Here is a 19,791-nt window from a genome sequence, read left to right on the forward strand (position 1 = left end):
TTTTTTATTCATACTTTTCATTATAAGAAAAGTATATTGGTACCTTAGCTCAGATGGTAGAGCAATGGACTGAAAATCCATGTGTCCCTGGTTCGATCCCTGGAGGTACCACAAAATGCTCGGATGGTGAAATTGGTAGACACGCTGGACTTAAAATCCAGTGAACAGCAATGTTCGTGCGGGTTCAAGTCCCGCTCTGAGTACAAGAACTTCAATTGGCTAACGCTGACTGAAGTTTTTTTTGTTTTAAGAATAAAGAATTCTCATCATTTATTTGATTTTTGTATTATAACTCATTCTATGATAGTTATATTTTACAAATGTTTACTCGAAGTGTACTGCATTAGTGGAGTTAACATTTTTGAAATGCAATGTTCATTGAAAGGATAAGTATTTAATATTTTCATCTTTGATGAAGATAAATACTTATCATATAATGCTGTTTTTAGAAGTAATAAAGTTTAGTTTATAATTAACGGTTCATTTTAGATATTTAAGAAGTTGTTGATAAATTATTAAACTTTAACGTTTGTTCCACTTAATAGTTTATTGCATTTGGTGAAAAAAAAGTACTTTAGTTAATTGTTTAATAAATCGTTATCCAAAAAACAATTAATCTATGAAAAGAAGATCTTTTTTAACTACTGCAACTTTAGCGTCTGCAGGTCTTACCACACTTTTGATTACAGGCTGTACTTCTGGTACTAAAAAGGAAGAAGATTCAGTATCAGTTGAAGATTCCAATACGATCTTTGAATTGGATGAAGAAACCATCGGCAGTTTAAGAGAAAAATTAGCTTCTGGAAAATATACTTCGGAGAAATTAGTACAATTATATTTAAAACGTATTGAAGCTATTGATAAAAATGGACCTCAATTGAATTCTGTTATCGAAGTCAATCCTGACGCAGTTGCTATTGCAGTTGCTATGGATAAAGAGTTGAAAGCTGGTAAAAGCAGAGGGCCTTTACATGGAATCCCCGTTTTAATAAAAGACAATATAGACACAGCAGATAAAATGCAAACCACTGCAGGATCTTTAGCAATGGCTGGAAATATTGCTTCAAAAGATGCTTTTGTAGTTAAAAAACTGAGAGAGGCCGGAGCAATAATCATTGGGAAAACAAATTTAAGCGAATGGGCAAATTTTCGTTCAACACAATCGTGTTCCGGATGGAGTAGCAGAGGCGGTCAGACTAAAAATCCATATATCTTAGATCATAATCCATGTGGTTCCAGTGGGGGTTCTGGAGTAGCAGTATCAGCTAATCTTTGTGTAGTTGCAGTTGGAACCGAGACGGATGGTTCTATTGTTTGTCCGGCTTCGGTAAATGGAATTGTAGGCATTAAACCAACTGTAGGTTTGGTTAGTCGATCTGGAATTATTCCAATATCAAAAACACAAGATACAGCAGGTCCTATGGCTAGAACTGTAACTGATGCGGCTATTTTATTAGGCGCAATTGCAGCTGTTGACCAAGATGATGCTGTAACGCTTGAAAGTAAAGGAAAAGCTCAAAAGGATTATACCACTTTTTTAGATGTAAATGCATTGAAAGGTAAGCGCATTGGGATTGAGAAAAAGCCACAAGGAAATAATAAATATATTAATGCACTTTTAGACGATGCCATTAAACTTCTAAAAAAGCAAGGTGCTGTCGTTATCGAAATTGACTATTTGGATAAAATTAATGCTTTGGGTCAAGCGGAATTTGAAATTTTGCAGTACGAATTTAAAGACGGATTAAACAATTATTTGGCTACAGCCAATTCAAAAGTAAAAAATTTAAAAGAGGTCATTGATTTTAATACTGCTAATGAAGATAAAGCAATGCCTTATTTTAAACAAGAAACACTAGAGAGTTCTAACCTTAAAAAAGGATTGGATGATAAAAAATATGTAGATTCATTAACTGTAAGTTTTGAAGGAAGTAAAGGTGTTTTAGATACTGTTTTTAAAGAAAATAAGTTAGATGCCATTTGTGGAATAACGATGGGACCTGCTTGTAGTATTGATGTTATTTACGGGGATCGTTGGGGAGGATATTCTCTGACTTCTCCTGCTGCAGCAAGTGGATATCCACATATTACGGTTCCTAATGGGATGGTTTATGATCTTCCTGTTGGTTTATCTTTTTTCGGAACTCCCTATACTGAGGGACAATTAATAGGATTGGGTTATGCTTATGAGCAAGCTTCTAAAAAGCGCTTAAAACCAGCTTTGAAACCTTCTTTTTTGTAATAAAATAGATTTAAAAAATATTTAAAAGGGTAAAGAGAGAATCGCTTTTTACCCTTTTACCCTTTTATATTTTTATAATATTCACAAATGGAGTTAATTGGGCATTCCGGACATTTAGGCTGTGGCCGACAAATTTCTCTTCCTAAAAATGAAATAGCCATTCCGATTTCTCCCCAAATTTCTTTTGGTAAAACCTGCATTAGCTGCTTTTCGGCTTTGATTCCGTCTTTTGTTTCTGGGATTAATCCAATTCTGGGTGCAACCCTAATAACATGTAAATCAGCGATAATTCCTTCTGCCGGAATTTTTGCTTCGCGAAGAATTACATTGGCTGATTTTCGTCCGATTCCTTTTAAGGCAACTAAACCGTCCATAGTAAGTGGAATATTTTCATCTTTTTGTATGGTTTGCGCTATTTCTATAAGCCAGTTGGCTTTGGTTCCAAAATTCCTGACTTTTGAAATGTGCGGAATTAGTGCTTCCACATTGGAAACAGCTAAACTTTCCATGTTAGGATATGCTTCAAATAGGATAGGGGCAATTTTATTAATATTGGCATCAGAATCCTGTGCGGATAAAACGACCATCACCATAAGTTGATATAAATTATGATACTCAAGGGGATGTTTTCTTCCTTTATATTTGGTTAGAATTGGTTCTAAATTTGTAGTCCAATCAGTAGCATTTTCAAATAAATTCATAGCTTTATTCTTTAAAATCAACAGATAAAGAGTTCACACAATAGCGTTGTCCGGTTTTTGTAGGTCCATCATCAAATACATGTCCTAAATGGCTGCCGCAATTAGCGCAAAGAATTTCAGTACGTTTCATGCCATGTGTCGTATCGGAAATGTATTGTACTTTTCCTGGAATGGATTCATCAAATGATGGCCAACCGCAATGCGCATCAAATTTAGAGTTACTTTCGAATAAAGGCTCTCCGCAAGCACCACAGCAATATGTTCCTTTTTCATAATGCAAATTATAGGTTCCGGTGTGAGGGTATTCAGTCCCTTTTTGGCGAAGAATTCGGTAGCGTTCTTCTCCTAATTGTTCTTTCCATTCTTGTTCGGTTTTTTCTACAGGATATTTCATGATTTTAAGTTTTTTATTTTATGTATAATATTGTAATACAGTTATTTATTTTGAATGAATTGAACTGTTTTTTCAATTACTTTATGATTTCCTAGAATTTTTCGATGTCCTAATCCATCGGTTAATAATAGCTCTCCGTTTTTCAGATGTTTATGAATGTGAATTCCAGCCTTTACAGGAACTTCAGGGTCATTGTTATCATGGATTACTAAAACTGGAATAGCAATTTCTTTGGCCGCTAAAAAAGCAGAATAGCTATTCATTTTTTCTTGGTATTTTTTCTCGAAATGCAAACGTAGAAAAGTGCTTATAATTGGTTTCAATTCTAATTTTGCTACAAAATCATCCATAATATCTTCTACAATATCCCCACTGCCAATAACTACGGCATGATTTACTTTTAATCCTTTTTTGATAGCATTCAAAACGGACATTCCTCCTAATGAATGGCCAATTGCTGCTTCAAATGGTCCGAATTGTTTGTCTATTTCTAAAATTGTAGCGATGAAATCGACCATAATGGTAGTTTTTCCGGGTGATTTTCCATGAGCTGGTGCATCAAAACTAATAGTTGAATATCCTGCCTTAAGCAATTCATCGGCTATTTTGAATAATTGTGTTCCGCGTCCCGACCAACCGTGAACCAATAAAATTTTCTTCTCACTTTTTCCATATTGATAGAAAACAACCTCTTTATCAATTGCAGGAACTGGGATTAATTTTTGAATGCTATTGCGATCCATTTCTAATTCTCTTTTTGGAATTTTATGTTTTATAGGTGTTGTAAAGAGTTTAGCAGCAAATAGTGTAATTAGTTTTGGAGAAATAAAAGAGATTAATTTACTGGTTAATAAGATAATCCTAGGAATTTTCAATGATTGGGTATGATTAGAAGTTTTTTTTGTCATTTCAATAAATTTTCAAGCGTGTAATTATATTATAATTTTTTTAGTAAATTTAGAAAAACATAAAAGTAGTATTTTTTATAAAGTTTTTTGTTGGGATTAACATAAAAGGCGGAAATATTAAATAATTCGTATTAACTAAAAACACCAAAATTTCATAAATGGAAATATTTCATATCAGTGCAGAGTGTTACCCGGTAGCTAAAGTAGGCGGTTTAGCTGATGTTGTGGGTGCATTGCCAAAATATCAAAATAATGCAGGACATCAAGTGCGGGTAGTGATACCTTGTTATGATACAAAATTCAAAAAAGAAAATGATTTTGAATGTGTTCATTGGGGACATGTGAAATTGGGGAATTTTAATTTTCCTTTTAGTGTTCTCAAAGAAAAAACGGATAAGTTAGGATTTGAATTGTATTTGGTTGAAATCCAGGAATTATTTGATAGAAAAGATGTTTATGGATATCAAGATGATATTGAACGCTTTTTATCTTTTCAAATCGCCACTTTGGATTGGATTATAGGCAGAAATGAAGTTCCGGATGTAATTAACTGTCATGATCATCATACTGGTTTGATTCCATTTATGATGTTGTATTGTCATAAATACGAAAAACTCCAAAATATTCCTTCCATGATTACCATTCATAATGGTTTGTATCAAGGGCAGTTTGGTTTTGATAAATTGTATTATTTGCCAGAATTTGATTTGGCTCATGTGAAAGTTTTAGAATGGGATAATTGTATCAATTCATTGGCAGTAGCCATAAAATGCGCTTGGGCAGTTACCACAGTTTCTCCTAATTACCTGAATGAGATTAATTATTCGGCTAATGGTTTAGAAATGTTATTTAATCTGGTTCGCTATAAATCCAGAGGTATTTTGAACGGAATTGATATCGAAGTCTGGGATCCTGCTAAAGATGCGATGTTAGAAAAAAACTATTCGATTAAAAATTTCGAAAAAGGAAAGCAAGAAAACAAAGAAAAATTATGCAAGCTTTTTAATTTGGATCCAACAAAACCACTTTTTAGTTTTATTGGTAGGTTATTAGAAGAAAAAGGAGGTGATCTATTGCCTCATGCTGCAGCGCTGGCTTTATCTGAAAATTTTCAACAAATTAATATTTTAATCTTAGGTTCAGGAAATACAGCTATTGAGAATCAATTGAATGGCTTATTATCGGATTACAAAGGCAATTACAATACATTTATTGGATACAATGAGGAATTAGCTCACTTGATTTATGCAGGTTCTGATTTTTTATTAATGCCTTCAAGAGTGGAGCCTTGTGGTTTAAACCAAATGTACTCGTTGCGCTATGGTACAATACCTATCGTAAGAAGAACAGGCGGACTGCGAGATACAGTGATTGATTTTGGAGATGATGGAAACGGAATTTGTCACGACCAAGCAACTGTGGGCGATGTTTGTTATTCGATTCAAAGGGCAGTAAATTTATATGACGATAAAAAACATTTAAATAAAATTATAAAAAAAGGAATGAGTACTGATCATTCTTGGGAAAGAGTTTGTCTGGAATATATAGAAATGTACAATTTAATAATTAACAAAAAATGAAAGCTAAAAAGAAAAATGTTATTGCAATTATTTTAGGTGGAGGACAAGGATCCAGATTATATCCATTGACAGAAACAAGGTCTAAACCTGCTGTGCCAATAGGAGGTAAATATAGATTGGTCGATATTCCAATTTCAAATTGCATGAATTCAGATATTTACAGAATGTTTGTTTTGACACAATTCAACTCTGCTTCTTTAAATGCCCATATAAAAAACACTTATAATTTTAGTATTTTTAGCCATGCTTTTGTTGATATTCTTGCTGCAGAGCAAACTCCAGACAATCCAACTTGGTTTCAAGGTACTGCCGATGCTGTAAGGCAGTGTATGCCTCATTTCCTGAACCATGATTTTGATTATGCTTTGATTCTTTCCGGAGATCAATTGTATCAAATGGATTTTAATGATATGGTAGAAGAGCATATTAAGAGAGAGGCCGATATTACAATTGCTACTTTGCCCGTAAATGCAAAAGATGCTCCTGAATTTGGAATATTAAAAACAAACTCCGAAAGCTGTATTGAATCTTTTATAGAAAAACCTGCTAAGGAATTGTTGCCAGACTGGGAATCGGATGTGAGTGAGCAAATGAAGAGTGAAGGCAAGCATTATTTAGCTTCAATGGGAATTTATATCTTCAACAAAAAACTGTTGGTAGATATCATGTCAAATAAAGAAACCAAAGATTTTGGTAAAGAAATTATACCACAAGCCGTAGGGAATAAAAAGATATTGAGTTACCAATATGAAGGATATTGGACTGATATTGGTAATATTGATTCTTTTTTTGAAGCGAATATTGGACTGACTGAAGATTTACCTAAATTTAATTTATTCGATAACGACAATAAAATTTTTACCAGACCAAGATTATTGCCGCCTTCAAAATTCCAAAAAACAATGATTGATAAATCATTAATTTCCGAAGGCTGTATTTTGAATGCCAAAGAAATAAACCATTCTGTTATTGGTATCAGATCCAGAATAGGTGAGGGAACTATCATTCAAAATTGTTACGTTATGGGGAATGATTTCTATCAGAATATTGATGATATGAATGAGGACGTTAAAAGCAATAAACAATTGATTGGCATTGGAGAAAGATGCTTTATAAACAATGCTCTTGTAGATAAAAATTGCAGAATTGGTAATGATGTTTACATCAATGGAGGAAGTCATTTAGAAGATTTTTCGAATGAATTGTATGCCATTAAAGACGGAATTGTTGTTATTAAAAAAGGAGCAGTTATACCGGATAATTACATCATAAAATAAATTTATAAACTGTTTTTTCTTAAAAATAATATTCTATTCTTTTTCTAAAAATAGAATTATACAATTGTTATATGAGTAAAGTTATCTCGCATTCCCTTTTTACCGATTTTGATATCGATTTATTCAAATCAGGGAAACATTTCCGGCTATACGAAAAACTAGGCGCACATCTTATAACGGTTGACGGAGTAGATGGTGTTTATTTTGCCGTTTGGGCTCCTACGGCTCATTCGGTATCGGTTGTTGGAGATTTCAATTTTTGGACACAAGGAGAGCATCTGTTGCAAGTCCGTTGGGATTCTTCCGGTATTTGGGAAGGATTTATTCCAAACATCAAAAAGGGGACAACCTATAAATATAAAATACAATCCAATAATGGTGGGATAATAACAGAGAAAGCCGATCCGTTTGCTTTTTATTGTGAAAAACCCCCACATACGGCATCAGTAGTTTGGGATTTAGAGTATAAATGGAAAGATAAAAACTGGATGAAAACGCGTCAAAATCATAATGGTTTAGACAAACCTTATTCTGTTTATGAAGTCCATTTAGGTTCTTGGAAACGCCATACAGAAGGAAATCGTTTTTTGACCTATGTAGAATTTGCCGAAGATTTAGTAAATTATGTAAAAGAAACTGGTTTTACTCACGTGGAGTTTATGCCAATTATGGAATACCCTTATGATCCTTCTTGGGGATATCAATTGGTAGGATATTTTGCGCCAACTTCTCGTTTTGGGAATCCGCAAGAATTCATGCATTTAGTAGATAAATTACACGAAGCAGGAATTGGAGTAATTCTGGACTGGGTTCCTTCTCATTTTCCAGATGACGCACATGGTTTAGGATTTTTTGACGGATCGAATCTTTTTGAACATCCAGACCGAAGAAAAGGCTATCATCCGGATTGGAAAAGTTTAGTTTTTAATTATGGACGAAATGAAGTTCGTTCCTTTTTAATCAGTAATGCATTATTTTGGCTACATCATTATCATGCAGATGCTTTACGAGTAGATGCAGTTGCCTCGATGTTGTATTTGGATTATTCCAGAAATGATGGTGAATGGGAACCCAATATTTACGGAGGTAGAGAAAATCTGGATACGATTAGTTTCTTGAAAGAATTCAATGAAGCCGTTTATCTAAATTATGAAGGTGCTCAAACTATAGCAGAGGAAAGTACTTCGTTCCCAATGGTTTCCAGACCTACATCTGTTGGTGGCTTAGGTTTTGGTATGAAATGGATGATGGGTTGGATGCACGATACTTTAGAATATTTTCAAAAAGATACGGTGTATAGAAAGTACCATCAAAATGATTTGACTTTTTCGATGACCTATACCTTTTCAGAAAATTTCATGTTACCGCTTTCGCATGACGAAGTAGTATATGGGAAAAAATCGATTGCAGGAAGAATGCCAGGAGATGAATGGCAGAAATTCGCGAATTTAAGATTACTATATGGCTACATGTTTATGCATCCAGGAACTAAATTGTTGTTTATGGGAAGTGAATTTGGACAAAGTAGTGAGTGGAATTTTGAAGGAAGTTTAGATTGGCATTTGTTGCAATATCCGTATCATGAAGGAGTAAAACTATTGATTACTGATTTGAATAAATTGTATAAAACACAACCTGCTTTGCATGAAAAACAATTTAGTCCGGAAGGTTTTGAATGGATTAATTATTCTGATCATCAAAATGCAGTGATGTCTTTTATTCGTAAAGGAAATGACCCAAAAGAGGATGTAATTGTAGTGTGTAATTTCACACAAGTTGTTCGCCCTAATTACCGAATTGGTTTGCCTAAAAAAGGAAAATTGACAGAGATTTTTAATAGTGATGCTGCAAATTATGGAGGAAGCGGAGTTTCTAACGCTAAAAAAATAGCAATTGAGGCTATGCCTTACGATGGAAGAGATTATTCGACAGAGTTGCTTTTACCGCCATTAAGTGTAACCGTTTTTAAAATTTCATAAGTATAAAAGGATTCTTTTTTTAAAATAAGAATAACTAATGGTTTTCATTTATAATGGAAACCATTATTATATATAGTTGATTTTTATATTAAAATACACTATAACGTTTTCGCGAATAAAACCCACATATATAACTGTTTACAAAGTAATTTTGTAAGTTTGAGTTCTAGGAAAAGATTAAAATTAATACCATATAAAATGATTACAAATACAGAATTAGAATATAAAGGCGATCTATATCCCACAAAAATAACTTCTTTTGAGCATGAAGTAGATTCAATATTTTTTCATACCGATAATAGTGTCATATTAAAAGTAACCGTATTAAGAGATAGTCTAATCCGGTTTAGATTTACGACAAAAGGGTATTTTAGTAACGATTTTTCTTATGCAGTTGATAAAAGTCATTCTCATGGATATAATTTTCTTGAGGTTTCTGAAGTAGAGGATTATTATCAGATAAAAACCAGTAAAGTAAAATGTAGAATTCAAAAAACAGATATGAGGTTGTCTATTTTTGATTTGGAGGACAATATTATTTTAGAGGATGAATTGGGTTTCCATTGGGAAGAAAGCTATGAATACGGGGGAAATATCGTAAAAATGAGTAAGGCTTCAAAAGATGGGGAATGCTTTTACGGACTTGGTGATAAAGCAACCCAAATGAATTTGAAAGGTAAGAGACTGGAAAATTTTGCGACGGATCAATATGCTTTTCAAAAAGACCAGGAACCGTTGTATAAAGTAGTTCCGTTTTATATTGGATTACAAAACAAACAATCTTATGGAATTTTCTTTGATAATACGTTTAGAACCTATTTTGATTTTTGTCATGAAAGAAGAAACGTAACGAGTTATTGGGCAGAAGGAGGAGAAATGAATTACTATTTCATTTACGGACCACAAATGCAAGATGTTGTTACTACCTATACTGATTTGACAGGAAAACCTGAATTACCGCCGCTTTGGGCTCTTGGATACCACCAATGTAAGTGGAGTTACTATCCGGAAAGTAATTTAAAAGAAGTTGCAGCTAAATTTAGAGAGTTGAAAATTCCATGTGATGCACTGTATTTAGATATTGATTATATGGAAGGTTTTCGATGTTTCACTTGGAACAAAGAATATTTCCCAGATCCAAAAAGAATGGTGGCTGAATTAGCCGAAGACGGTTTTAAAACAGTGGTTATTATTGATCCGGGAATAAAAATTGATAAAGAATACGCTATATATAAAGAAGCTTTAGAAAAAGATTATTTCTGTAAAAGAGCTGATGGTCCATACATGAAAGGGAAAGTTTGGCCAGGAGAATGTAATTTTCCGGATTATACAAATCCAGCAGTAAGAGAATGGTGGGCGGGATTATTCAAAGAATTAATTTCAGATATTGGAGTAAAAGGAGTGTGGAACGATATGAATGAACCTGCGGTTATGGAGGTTCCTAATAAAACGTTTCCTATGGATGTACGCCATGATTACGATGGAAATCCTTGCAGTCATAGAAAAGCACACAATATTTACGGTACACAAATGGCGAGGGCAACGTATCACGGTGTGAAACGATTTGCTTATCCAAAAAGGCCTTTTGTAATAACAAGATCAGCATACGCTGGAGCACAACGCTACACGTCTTCTTGGACAGGAGATAATGTTGCGACTTGGGAACATTTATGGATTGCAAATATTCAAGTGCAGCGCATGTCTATTTCCGGTATGGGTTTCACGGGCTCTGATATTGGTGGATTTGCTGAACAGCCTTCGGGTGAATTATATGCACGTTGGATTCAATTAGGTGTTTTTCATCCTTTTTGCAGAACACACTCTTCTGGAGATCACGGAGATCAGGAACCATGGGCTTTTGATGAAGAAGTTATCGATATCACCAGAAAATTTGTCAATTTAAGATATCAATTATTACCGTATTTATATACTATGTTTTGGCAATATATTGAGGAAGGAATTCCTATGTTGAAGCCATTAGTATATTATGATCAGGACGATATTCAAACGCATTACAGAAATGACGAATTTGTTTTTGGTAATCAAATATTAGTTTGTCCAATTTTAGAGCCAAATGCTTTAGGCAGAAGGATGTATATTCCTCGAGGACAATGGTATAATTATTGGACCAACGAAGAAGTTAAAGGAGGAAAAGAAATTTGGGTTGACACTAAATTTGATCAGATTCCAATTTTTGTAAAAGCAGGGGCAATCATTCCTAAATATCCTGTTCAGCAATATGTTGGAGAGTTAGAATTTGATGAGTTAACATTAGATATTTACTACAAAGAAGGAAAAGAAAAATCAGTGGTTTATGAAGATGCCCAAGATGGGTATGATTATAAAAAAGGGAGATACAGCTTCTTATCATTTCAAACAACCGGTAAAGAGAAAGAGCTGATTGTTCAGTTGCATAAAGAAGGAAAATACGATACGAATTATTCTAAATATAAAATAAATCTTATTGGATTACCATTTAAAGTTAAAATGATTGAAATTGATAATGTAGAGGTATCATTTGATAAAAATACTTTAGAAAATGAAGGTTACTTAATTGTTGATAAAGGGTTTACGGCTTTTCATATTACTGGTGAATAACAAAAAAGTTGATACTTTTACATTTAATTATGTAAATTTAAATGTTTATAATAATTGTATTTTTGTTTAATATTTAAAATCTAAAATTATGAAAAAGCATTTAATAGTAGGGATTTTTGCAGTAGGATTAGTTTATTCTTGTGCAACGAATCCTATAACAGGGAAAAAAAATTTTAATATTGTTTCAAACACTGAATTGTTTCCAACATCCTTTCAACAATATGGTACTTTCTTAAAAGAAAATAAGGTAATTACCGGAACTGCTGAAGCTAAAAAAGTAGAGACAGTTGGTTTGCGAATTAAAGCTGCTGCAGAAAAATATTTGACCTATTTAGGGCAAAATCAATATTTGCAAGATTATCGTTGGGAGTATAAATTAATCGACAATAAAGAGGTGAATGCTTGGTGTATGCCCGGAGGAAAAATTGTTGTTTATTCCGGTATTTTACCAATCACTAAAAATGATGCAGGTTTAGCAACGGTAATGGGACATGAAGTTTCTCACGCATTAGCCAATCATGGAGCACAACGTATGAGTGCAGCTCAATTACAACAATTAGGGGCTGTAGGAGTTGCTGTAGCTACCGGAGGTAAGAGCGAAGAGAATCAACAAATCTGGCAACAAGCTTATGGTGTAACGACCCAGTACGGTGCAATGCTCCCTTTTAGTAGAGGACATGAAACTGAAGCAGATAAAATAGGACTTACTTTAATGGCAATTGCAGGGTATAACCCAGATGAGTCGATTACTTTTTGGCAAAGAATGGCTGCACAATCTTCAGGACAAGCACCGCCGGAATTTTTAAGTACACACCCATCTGATGCTACCAGAATTGCAAATCTAAAAGCATTAATACCGGAAGCTAAAGCTCTAGCGGCCAAAGTTGGTATTATTTACAAATAGTAACTTATTATTATAAAATATCTAAACAGGTTGTCCTTAAAATGGATAGCCTGTTTTTTTTTGAATATGAGTTATAATTATTATGTGTCTCTTTATTCATTAATGATTTGTTAATGCATAAATATTTACTTTTTATATCGTTCTTAGCAAAAAATAAATAAATTCGTATCCTAAAAAAATAAACATGGCAGATTTAGAAAAAGGAAGTAAAAAATTATTAAATGCTTGGGCTTTTTATGATTGGGCAAATTCAGTTTATACACTTACCATTGCATCTGCAGTATTTCCTATTTTTTATGAAGCTTTGTTTTCGGAGCGTGATCACTACATTGATGTTTTTGGTTTGCATCTCAAAAATTCAGCTTTAATTAGCTTTTTTACGGCTTTAGCATTTTTATTAGTGGCTTTTATTTCGCCTTTATTGTCTGGTATTGCAGATTATGTGGGGGATAAAAAATCATTTATGAAATTCTTTTGCTACCTGGGAGCGCTTTCTTGTATGGGATTGTATTGGTTTAATCTTGAAAATATATACATTGGATTGGCATTTTATTTTTTTGGATTGATTGGGTATTGGGGAAGTTTAGTTTTTTATAACTCTTATTTACCGGACATCGCTTTTGTAGAGCAACAAGATAAAATTAGTGCCAAGGGATATTCATTTGGATACGTTGGAAGTGTTATTTTATTGATTATCAATTTAGCGATGATCATGAAACCAAAACTTTTTGGAATTACTGGAACTGATGGAGAAGCAGCCATGAAAGCTATGCGATATTCATTTGTTATGGTAGGAGTTTGGTGGATATTATTCAGTCAGTACACGTACTATTATTTGCCAAAAGGGAATAAAAATGCCGACCGTAAAGTAACACATCATGTAGTATTTAACGGTTTTAGAGAGTTGAAAAAAGTTTGGTTTTTATTGAAAGAAAATATTGCATTAAGACGGTATTTAGGAAGTTTTTTTGTGTACAGTATGGCCGTACAAACGGTAATGCTAGTTGCCACTTATTTTGGAGCACAAGAAATTGCTTGGTCCTCTAAAGCAGAAAGTACAACGGGTTTAATTATTTGTATTTTGATCATACAATTAGTTGCTGTTCTGGGAGCAGTTATCACTTCAAGAGCCTCAGAAAAATTCGGAAATATTCCAACTTTAATTGTAATTAACTGTATTTGGGCAGTATTTTGTGCAATTGCATTTTTTATTACTTTGCCAATACATTTTTATGTTATGGCAGGAATTGTAGGACTTGTAATGGGCGGAATTCAAGCTTTATCACGTTCAACTTATTCTAAATTATTACCTGAAACAGATGATACAGCTTCCTTTTTTAGTTTCTTTGATGTTGCTGAAAAAATAGGAATTGTTATAGGAATGTGTATCTATGGAATTATCGATCAAATCACGGGAAGTCCAAGGTTAGCAATTGTATTTCTTGGTGTATTCTTTGTAGTGGGTATTCTGTTATTAAAAAGAGTGCCAAAAAAAGGCGTTTTAAATTAATAAAACACCTTTCATAATAGTTATTATTTTAAAATTAGGCTCTCGATATAGCTCCTGAGCCATTTACTTTCGTATCTTTTTTCTTTGGGTCTCCAATGTATTCAATATCTCCTGAACCAGAAACTCTGGCATGAAGACTTTCACTGCAAAAAACTTTACTGTCTCCTGAACCAGAAACGGTAATCTTAGCGTTTTTAGCTTTCAAATCACCGGCATCAATATCACCGGAACCATTTAAATTACTGTTGAAATTTTCAGTTTTCCCAGCAAGAACAATATCTCCTGAACCACTTAAATTAACATCAAAGTCATTTGCTTCAACATCTAATTTCATATCACCTGAACCGGTTAATTTAGCTGAAAATGATTTCGTTTTAATACTATTTTTAGTCATTACATCACCAGAACCAGTCAAAGAAACTTGATTTATACTCTCGAAAGGTACAGTTATGATAATTTGTTGTCCTTTGCTTACGCTGATATATTTGTTCTTTTCAGTAGAAATTTTCAATACCTGATCGACAACCTCGACTTTTATGTAAGACAATAAGTTTTCTTCCCCTTTTATCGTAATATTCCCTTCTTTTCCCGATACTAATTCAACGTCAAAAAATCCTGTTATTGCAATTTCATCATACGAAGCGGTGCTTCTTTTTTCAGACGTTACTTTTCCATTTCCTTTTATTTTTTCATTGGATGACCATTGCGCATTAGCCATTGTAGTTAGTAATAGTGAACAACTAACAAATAATTTGATTGAATTTTTCATAAATAAAGCTTTAAGATTATTGTTTTTTTACTAGTATTACATTTCCGTAATCTGAAATTATAGAGACATTGTTAACTCCTCTTTTCTTATAAAAACCACTGTATTTTTTTAAGTTGTTTGAGTCTTCTTTAGAATTTACTTCTAATTCATTGTCATATTTAAAATTGGCATATTTTACAGTCACATTAAAATCAAAAGCATAATTAGCATCAAATCCAATGTTTAATCCCGTGTAACCAGCGGCAATAGTTACAGTGTTGGCTTTCGCATTAATAGTTCCAATAGTTACATTGCTGTATTTTGTGGACAGTTTTAAATTATTGGATATTTCACCTATTTTGAGTGTTAGATAATTTCCGGTTGCGTCTAATGATTTTACATTCTGAATTTTAATATTTCCGTATTTACTGATGTATTTAACAACATCACTTTCTTGAATATCTACATCTGTATAATCAGAAGCTAAATCGAGTTTTGCAACTTCTCCAATTTTCAAATTCGAATACTTTGCTGTAACAGTAGCATTTTTTAAAAATGAAATACTTGAGTTAGAACAATATTCTATAAGAATGTTACTGGAGTTTCCGGATAATCTGCCTAAAGCTATTTTGCCATATTTACATTTAATTTCAGCATCAGTGAACAAGTCAGATGTAGTGATATTTCCATATTTATTATGAAGTTTTACACTTCCATTTTTTGGTATTTTGAGCGTATAATTAATCTGAAAACTATTGTTTTTGCCATTGCTCTTATAACTAGAGTTTCCTAAAATAGTTTTTGCAGTAATCATTCCTTTCAGTGCAATTATATCAACATCAATATCGTTGATGCGTTGGTTGACCCAATTTTCGTTATCACCACTCACTTTTATGACAATATCCAATTCGGTTTTATCTTCGTCCCAAGTTGTTACTGAAATATTGCCGTATGAGCTATCAATATATAGACCTGCATCCGAGTTTACGAAATAGGCTTTTTTAATATTTTTTTGTTTGGTATGAATATAATCAGGATCGTTGGAAAATCCTAAAAATGGAATTAAAACGAATAATAGGAGTAGTTTAAATTGTTTTTTCATCAGAAATATTTTTTAATTTTTCATTGTTTTCAATGTGTAACAGTACATTTTGTAAAAAAGAAATTCGGGTTTGAAGATTGCTGATCATCGCATAAATAATTTGCTTGCTTTCTCCATTTGTTTCTAATTCCTTAATTATTTTTTCATAATCACTATCTAATGTTCTCATTTGTTTGAGCGCATCGGAAATTATTTTTTCATTTTCAGGTGATTTTTTCTCTCTTATTTTTTCTAATTCATTTTCAATTAAAACGGTAAAAATAGAATCTGTTTGTTTGGTTTCTTTTGATGCAAATCGCAATTCTTCTGTTTTTTTAGGAGTAGTATTGAAGATTGAAAGTCCTAACATAACTACGATAGAAGCAGCGATTCCAATAGAAACGAAACGTTTCCAATTCGATTTCTTAGATTTTAATTTTTTTAAAAACCGTTCCTCATGATGATTTTCAATAGTCTCAATGTCCCATTGATTTTCAAATTTGTCAAATAATTTGTCTAGTTTTTTATTTTCCTTTTTCATATTTCCTCTAGTTTTTTTCTTAAACAATCCTTGGCTCTGCTGAGTGTAGTTCTGCAATTGGCATAACTGATATTAAGTATTTCGCTGATTTCTTCTTGGTCATAACCTTCGATGAAAAAAAGAGTCAAAACCATTCTGTAATTATATTTCAGGGAGTTAATGACCTCTAAAATTTGTTTTACTTTTAACTCATTGAAATCTGTAATTTCAGTTAAAGCCGTTTCTTTTTCTTCAATTTTATAAAGTGTAGTATCAAAGTCTTCTGGTTTGAATTGATTGTTTTTTTTGTAAAAATCGATACTACAGTTCACGACTATTCTTTTTAACCAAGCACCAAAAGCAACTTCTTGTTTATAGTCGTTTATCTTAGTGAATGCTTTTAAAAAACCTTCCTGCATAACATCTTCAGCAAAATGAACATCTTTGACAATACGAAAGGACACATTATACATCGCTTTTGCATAGCGATTGTAAAGTTCACACTGTGCTTTTTGATTTTTTTGCCTGCAGAGCAAGATTAATTCTTCGATATTATGGTTGGTTAAACTCAAACAGCTGATTTTAGTTTATTATAAGGACTCGACCTTTTCACGTTTGTTACACTTTTATAAAACTAAATTATATTTTTTTAAAATAGAGTTCAATATTATTTAAATTATAAAATTATTCTAACCTTAGAATCATTGTTTTTTGCCAAAGAATAAACAGATTTAATTTTTATTTTGGCATAATGATTGTCTCTTTTAGTAGGAAGTGAATTATACATGTCAGATGTCGATTTTATTCAAAATAAACGGCATGATCCTTATATTTGCTTAATAAATGAAAATTTTTAATGACAAAAAGACTTAAATAATATATGTCAAATCATAAAATACTTACTATTGACAATCTGTCACTTCAGGAATTTGATTCAGAAGCAGATTTAATTCCACTTTTGACTCCTGAAGATGAGGAGGAAATGAATAATGAGGCTTTACCGGAATCATTGGCTATTTTACCTTTGCGAAATATGGTTTTATTTCCTGGGGTTGTGATACCAATTACTGCTGGGCGAGATAAATCAATAAAATTAATCAATGACGCTAATGCTGCCGGTAAAACGATAGGAGTTGTTGCCCAAAAAAATGAAGAAGACGAAGATCCAACCAAAGACGATATTCATGCAATAGGAACTGTAGCCCGCATTTTGCGTGTGCTAAAAATGCCTGATGGTAATATCACTGTAATTCTTCAAGGTAAAAAGCGCTTTGAAATAGATTCAGTTGTTTCTGAAACGCCATACATTACTGCAAAAATCAAGGAAGTTCCTGAAAAAAGACCTAAGAAAAACGATACTGAATTTGTAGCAATTCTGGATTCAATCAAAGAATTAGCGATTCAAATCATTAAAGAAAGTCCAAATATTCCAAGCGAAGCAACCTTTGCCATCAAAAATATTGAAAGTCAATCCTTCTTGATCAATTTTGTTACTTCTAATATGAACTTGTCTGTTGAAGAGAAACAAGATCTATTAGCGATTAATGAATTGAAAGGTAGGGCTTTAGAAACATTACGTTACATGAATGTTGAGTTACAAAAACTCGAATTGAAAAATGACATTCAATCTAAAGTTCGTTTTGATTTAGACCAACAACAACGCGAATATTTCCTTCACCAACAAATGAAAACCATTCAGGAAGAATTGGGTGGCGTTTCTCAGGAAGAGGAAATGGACGAAATGTTACAGAAGTCTTTGACTAAAAACTGGGACGAAAAAACTAAAAAACATTTCGATAAAGAATTGTCTAAAATGCGACGCATGAACCCGCAAGCGCCAGATTTTGGAATTCAAAGAAATTATTTAGAGCTGTTTTTAGAATTGCCTTGGAATGAATATTCTAAAGATGATTTCGATTTAAAAAAAGCACAAAAAATATTGGACAGAGACCATTTTGGTCTTGAAGACGTTAAGAAAAGAATGATAGAACATTTGGCAGTTTTAAAATTGCGAAATGATATGAAATCTCCAATTATTTGTTTGACAGGACCTCCGGGAGTTGGAAAAACATCAATTGGACGCTCTATTGCAGAAGCTTTGGGTAGAAAATACGTTAGAATTTCGCTTGGTGGTTTGCGTGATGAAGCGGAGATTCGCGGACATAGAAAAACGTATATTGGCGCTATGCCTGGACGAATCATTCAAAGTTTGAAAAAAGCGGGAACTTCAAATCCAGTTTTTGTTTTGGATGAAATCGATAAATTATCAAATAGCAATCAAGGAGATCCATCTTCGGCATTACTGGAAGTTTTAGATCCGGAGCAAAACAATTCTTTTTATGATAATTTCCTTGAAATGGGATACGATTTGTCTAAAGTGATGTTTATTGCTACGTCTAATAATATGGCAGCGATTCAACCTGCGTTGAAAGACAGAATGGAAATCATCAAAATGTCAGGCTATACGATTGAAGAAAAGGTAGAAATTGCGCGTCAGCATTTGTTTCCAAGACAATTGAAAGAACACGGTTTGACAACTAAAGATTTGACTATTGGAAAAAAACAATTAGAGAAAATCGTCGAAGGATATACACGTGAATCTGGTGTTCGTGGTCTTGAAGCCAAAATTGCTCAAGTAATCCGTAATGCAGCCAAATCTGTTGCGATGGAAGAGGAGTATAACAAAAAAGTTACCGACGAAGATATCATAAAAACACTTGGTGTTCCAAGATTGGAAAGAGATAAATACGAGAACAATGATGTTGCCGGAGTGGTAACTGGTTTGGCTTGGACTTCTGTTGGTGGTGACATTTTGTTTATAGAATCGTTGCTTTCTCCAGGAAAAGGAACTATGACCATTACCGGAAACTTAGGTACGGTAATGAAAGAATCAGCAACTATTGCTTTAGAATATATCAAGGCTAATGCGAAACTTTTAGGATTGGATTCAGAGATACTTTCTAAATATAATATTCACTTGCACGTTCCAGAAGGAGCGACACCAAAAGACGGTCCAAGTGCCGGTATTGCAATGTTGACGTCATTAGTTTCGCTGTTTACGCAAAAACGTGTGAAGAAAAACTTGGCGATGACAGGAGAAATTACCCTGCGTGGGAAAGTTTTGCCAGTAGGCGGAATCAAAGAAAAGATTTTGGCGGCAAAAAGAGCGAATATCAAAGAAATTATTCTGTGTCACGAAAACAAAAGTGATATTGATGAAATAAAACCAGAATATCTGGAAGGACTTTCTTTTCATTATGTGAAGGAAATGAGCGAAGTATTGAAATATGCTTTGACTGATCAGAAAGTGAAAAATGCCAAGGATTTAAAATAAAAATTAATTCCAAAT

Annotated in this window: 15 protein-coding genes and 2 tRNA genes; 10 read left to right on the forward strand and 7 right to left on the reverse strand. The window is 33.1% G+C overall.

The features are described 5' to 3' along the window. Positions 1–38: 38 nt before the first annotated feature. The 3 genes from CLV00_RS12060 to CLV00_RS12070 all read left to right on the forward strand — a co-directional run bounded on the left by CLV00_RS12060 (position 39) and on the right by CLV00_RS12070 (position 2,242). A tRNA-Phe gene (locus CLV00_RS12060) sits at positions 39–111 on the forward strand. A 6-nt stretch (positions 112–117) separates the two neighbouring features. Further along, positions 118–203: transfer RNA gene (locus CLV00_RS12065), tRNA-Leu, on the forward strand. 416 nt (positions 204–619) lie between these two features. Further along, entirely contained in the window at positions 620–2,242 is a 1,623-nt protein-coding gene (locus CLV00_RS12070; RefSeq protein WP_099715421.1) for an amidase, read from the forward strand. A 56-nt stretch (positions 2,243–2,298) separates the two neighbouring features. Here the strand turns inward: CLV00_RS12070 and nth are convergent, their stop codons facing one another. From nth to CLV00_RS12085, 3 genes are read right to left on the reverse strand one after another with little or no spacing between them, the layout of a single operon-like run. Beyond that, positions 2,299–2,943 (reverse strand): endonuclease III, encoded by a 645-nt coding sequence (nth, locus tag CLV00_RS12075; protein ID WP_099716328.1) that lies wholly within the window; start codon positions 2,941–2,943, stop codon positions 2,299–2,301. A gap of 4 nt (positions 2,944–2,947) precedes the next feature. Then, on the reverse strand, positions 2,948–3,337 hold the full coding sequence (gene msrB / locus CLV00_RS12080) for a peptide-methionine (R)-S-oxide reductase MsrB (RefSeq protein WP_099715422.1): 390 nt from the start codon (positions 3,335–3,337) through the stop codon (positions 2,948–2,950). A 41-nt stretch (positions 3,338–3,378) separates the two neighbouring features. Further along, positions 3,379–4,245 (reverse strand): alpha/beta fold hydrolase, encoded by an 867-nt coding sequence (locus CLV00_RS12085; RefSeq protein WP_099715423.1) that lies wholly within the window; start codon positions 4,243–4,245, stop codon positions 3,379–3,381. A 158-nt stretch (positions 4,246–4,403) separates the two neighbouring features. On the opposite strand from CLV00_RS12085, the gene CLV00_RS12090 reads away from it, so the two are divergent. From CLV00_RS12090 to CLV00_RS12115, 6 genes are all read left to right on the forward strand, one after another. Continuing rightward, positions 4,404–5,825 carry a glycogen synthase gene (locus CLV00_RS12090; RefSeq protein ID WP_099715424.1) on the forward strand — a complete coding sequence of 474 codons (1,422 nt, stop codon included), beginning with the start codon at positions 4,404–4,406 and terminating at the stop codon, positions 5,823–5,825. Continuing rightward, a complete protein-coding gene (locus tag CLV00_RS12095) occupies positions 5,822–7,102 on the forward strand; it encodes a glucose-1-phosphate adenylyltransferase (protein WP_099715425.1) in 1,281 nt (426 codons plus the stop codon). Before CLV00_RS12090 ends, CLV00_RS12095 begins: the two co-directional genes overlap by 4 nt. A 71-nt stretch (positions 7,103–7,173) precedes the next feature. Next, positions 7,174–9,081, forward strand: a complete 1,908-nt coding sequence (glgB, locus tag CLV00_RS12100; protein WP_099715426.1) for a 1,4-alpha-glucan branching protein GlgB — start codon at positions 7,174–7,176, stop codon at positions 9,079–9,081. A gap of 198 nt (positions 9,082–9,279) precedes the next feature. Continuing rightward, on the forward strand, positions 9,280–11,679 hold the full coding sequence (locus CLV00_RS12105) for a glycoside hydrolase family 31 protein (protein ID WP_099715427.1): 2,400 nt from the start codon (positions 9,280–9,282) through the stop codon (positions 11,677–11,679). An 88-nt stretch (positions 11,680–11,767) separates the two neighbouring features. After that, positions 11,768–12,583, forward strand: a complete 816-nt coding sequence (locus tag CLV00_RS12110; protein ID WP_099715428.1) for a M48 family metallopeptidase — start codon at positions 11,768–11,770, stop codon at positions 12,581–12,583. 184 nt (positions 12,584–12,767) lie between these two features. After that, positions 12,768–14,093, forward strand: coding sequence for an MFS transporter (locus CLV00_RS12115; protein WP_099715429.1), 1,326 nt, complete (start codon positions 12,768–12,770; stop codon positions 14,091–14,093). 34 nt (positions 14,094–14,127) lie between these two features. Here the strand turns inward: CLV00_RS12115 and CLV00_RS12120 are convergent, their stop codons facing one another. Genes CLV00_RS12120 through CLV00_RS12135 form a run of 4 tightly spaced genes read right to left on the reverse strand, consistent with a single transcriptional unit; the run spans position 14,128 to position 17,014 of the window. Further along, positions 14,128–14,862 carry a head GIN domain-containing protein gene (locus CLV00_RS12120; protein WP_099715430.1) on the reverse strand — a complete coding sequence of 245 codons (735 nt, stop codon included), beginning with the start codon at positions 14,860–14,862 and terminating at the stop codon, positions 14,128–14,130. 16 nt (positions 14,863–14,878) lie between these two features. Beyond that, complete coding sequence (locus tag CLV00_RS12125) at positions 14,879–15,943, reverse strand: hypothetical protein (RefSeq protein WP_099715431.1); 1,065 nt, start codon at positions 15,941–15,943, stop codon at positions 14,879–14,881. After that, positions 15,927–16,463 carry an anti-sigma factor gene (locus tag CLV00_RS12130; RefSeq protein WP_099716329.1) on the reverse strand — a complete coding sequence of 179 codons (537 nt, stop codon included), beginning with the start codon at positions 16,461–16,463 and terminating at the stop codon, positions 15,927–15,929. Before CLV00_RS12130 ends, CLV00_RS12125 begins: the two co-directional genes overlap by 17 nt. Further along, a complete protein-coding gene (locus CLV00_RS12135; protein WP_099715432.1) occupies positions 16,460–17,014 on the reverse strand; it encodes an RNA polymerase sigma factor in 555 nt (184 codons plus the stop codon). The genes CLV00_RS12130 and CLV00_RS12135 overlap by 4 nt, the downstream gene beginning before the upstream one ends. Before the next feature lie 308 nt (positions 17,015–17,322). Between CLV00_RS12135 and lon the strand changes: the two genes are divergently transcribed. Next, positions 17,323–19,776: an endopeptidase La gene (gene lon / locus CLV00_RS12140; RefSeq protein ID WP_099715433.1), complete on the forward strand. Its 2,454-nt coding sequence runs from the start codon at positions 17,323–17,325 to the stop codon at positions 19,774–19,776. Positions 19,777–19,791: the final 15 nt, after the last annotated feature.

The organism is Flavobacterium sp. 11 (assembly GCF_002754315.1).
In the GTDB taxonomy this organism is placed as follows: Bacteria; Bacteroidota; Bacteroidia; order Flavobacteriales; family Flavobacteriaceae; genus Flavobacterium; species Flavobacterium algoritolerans.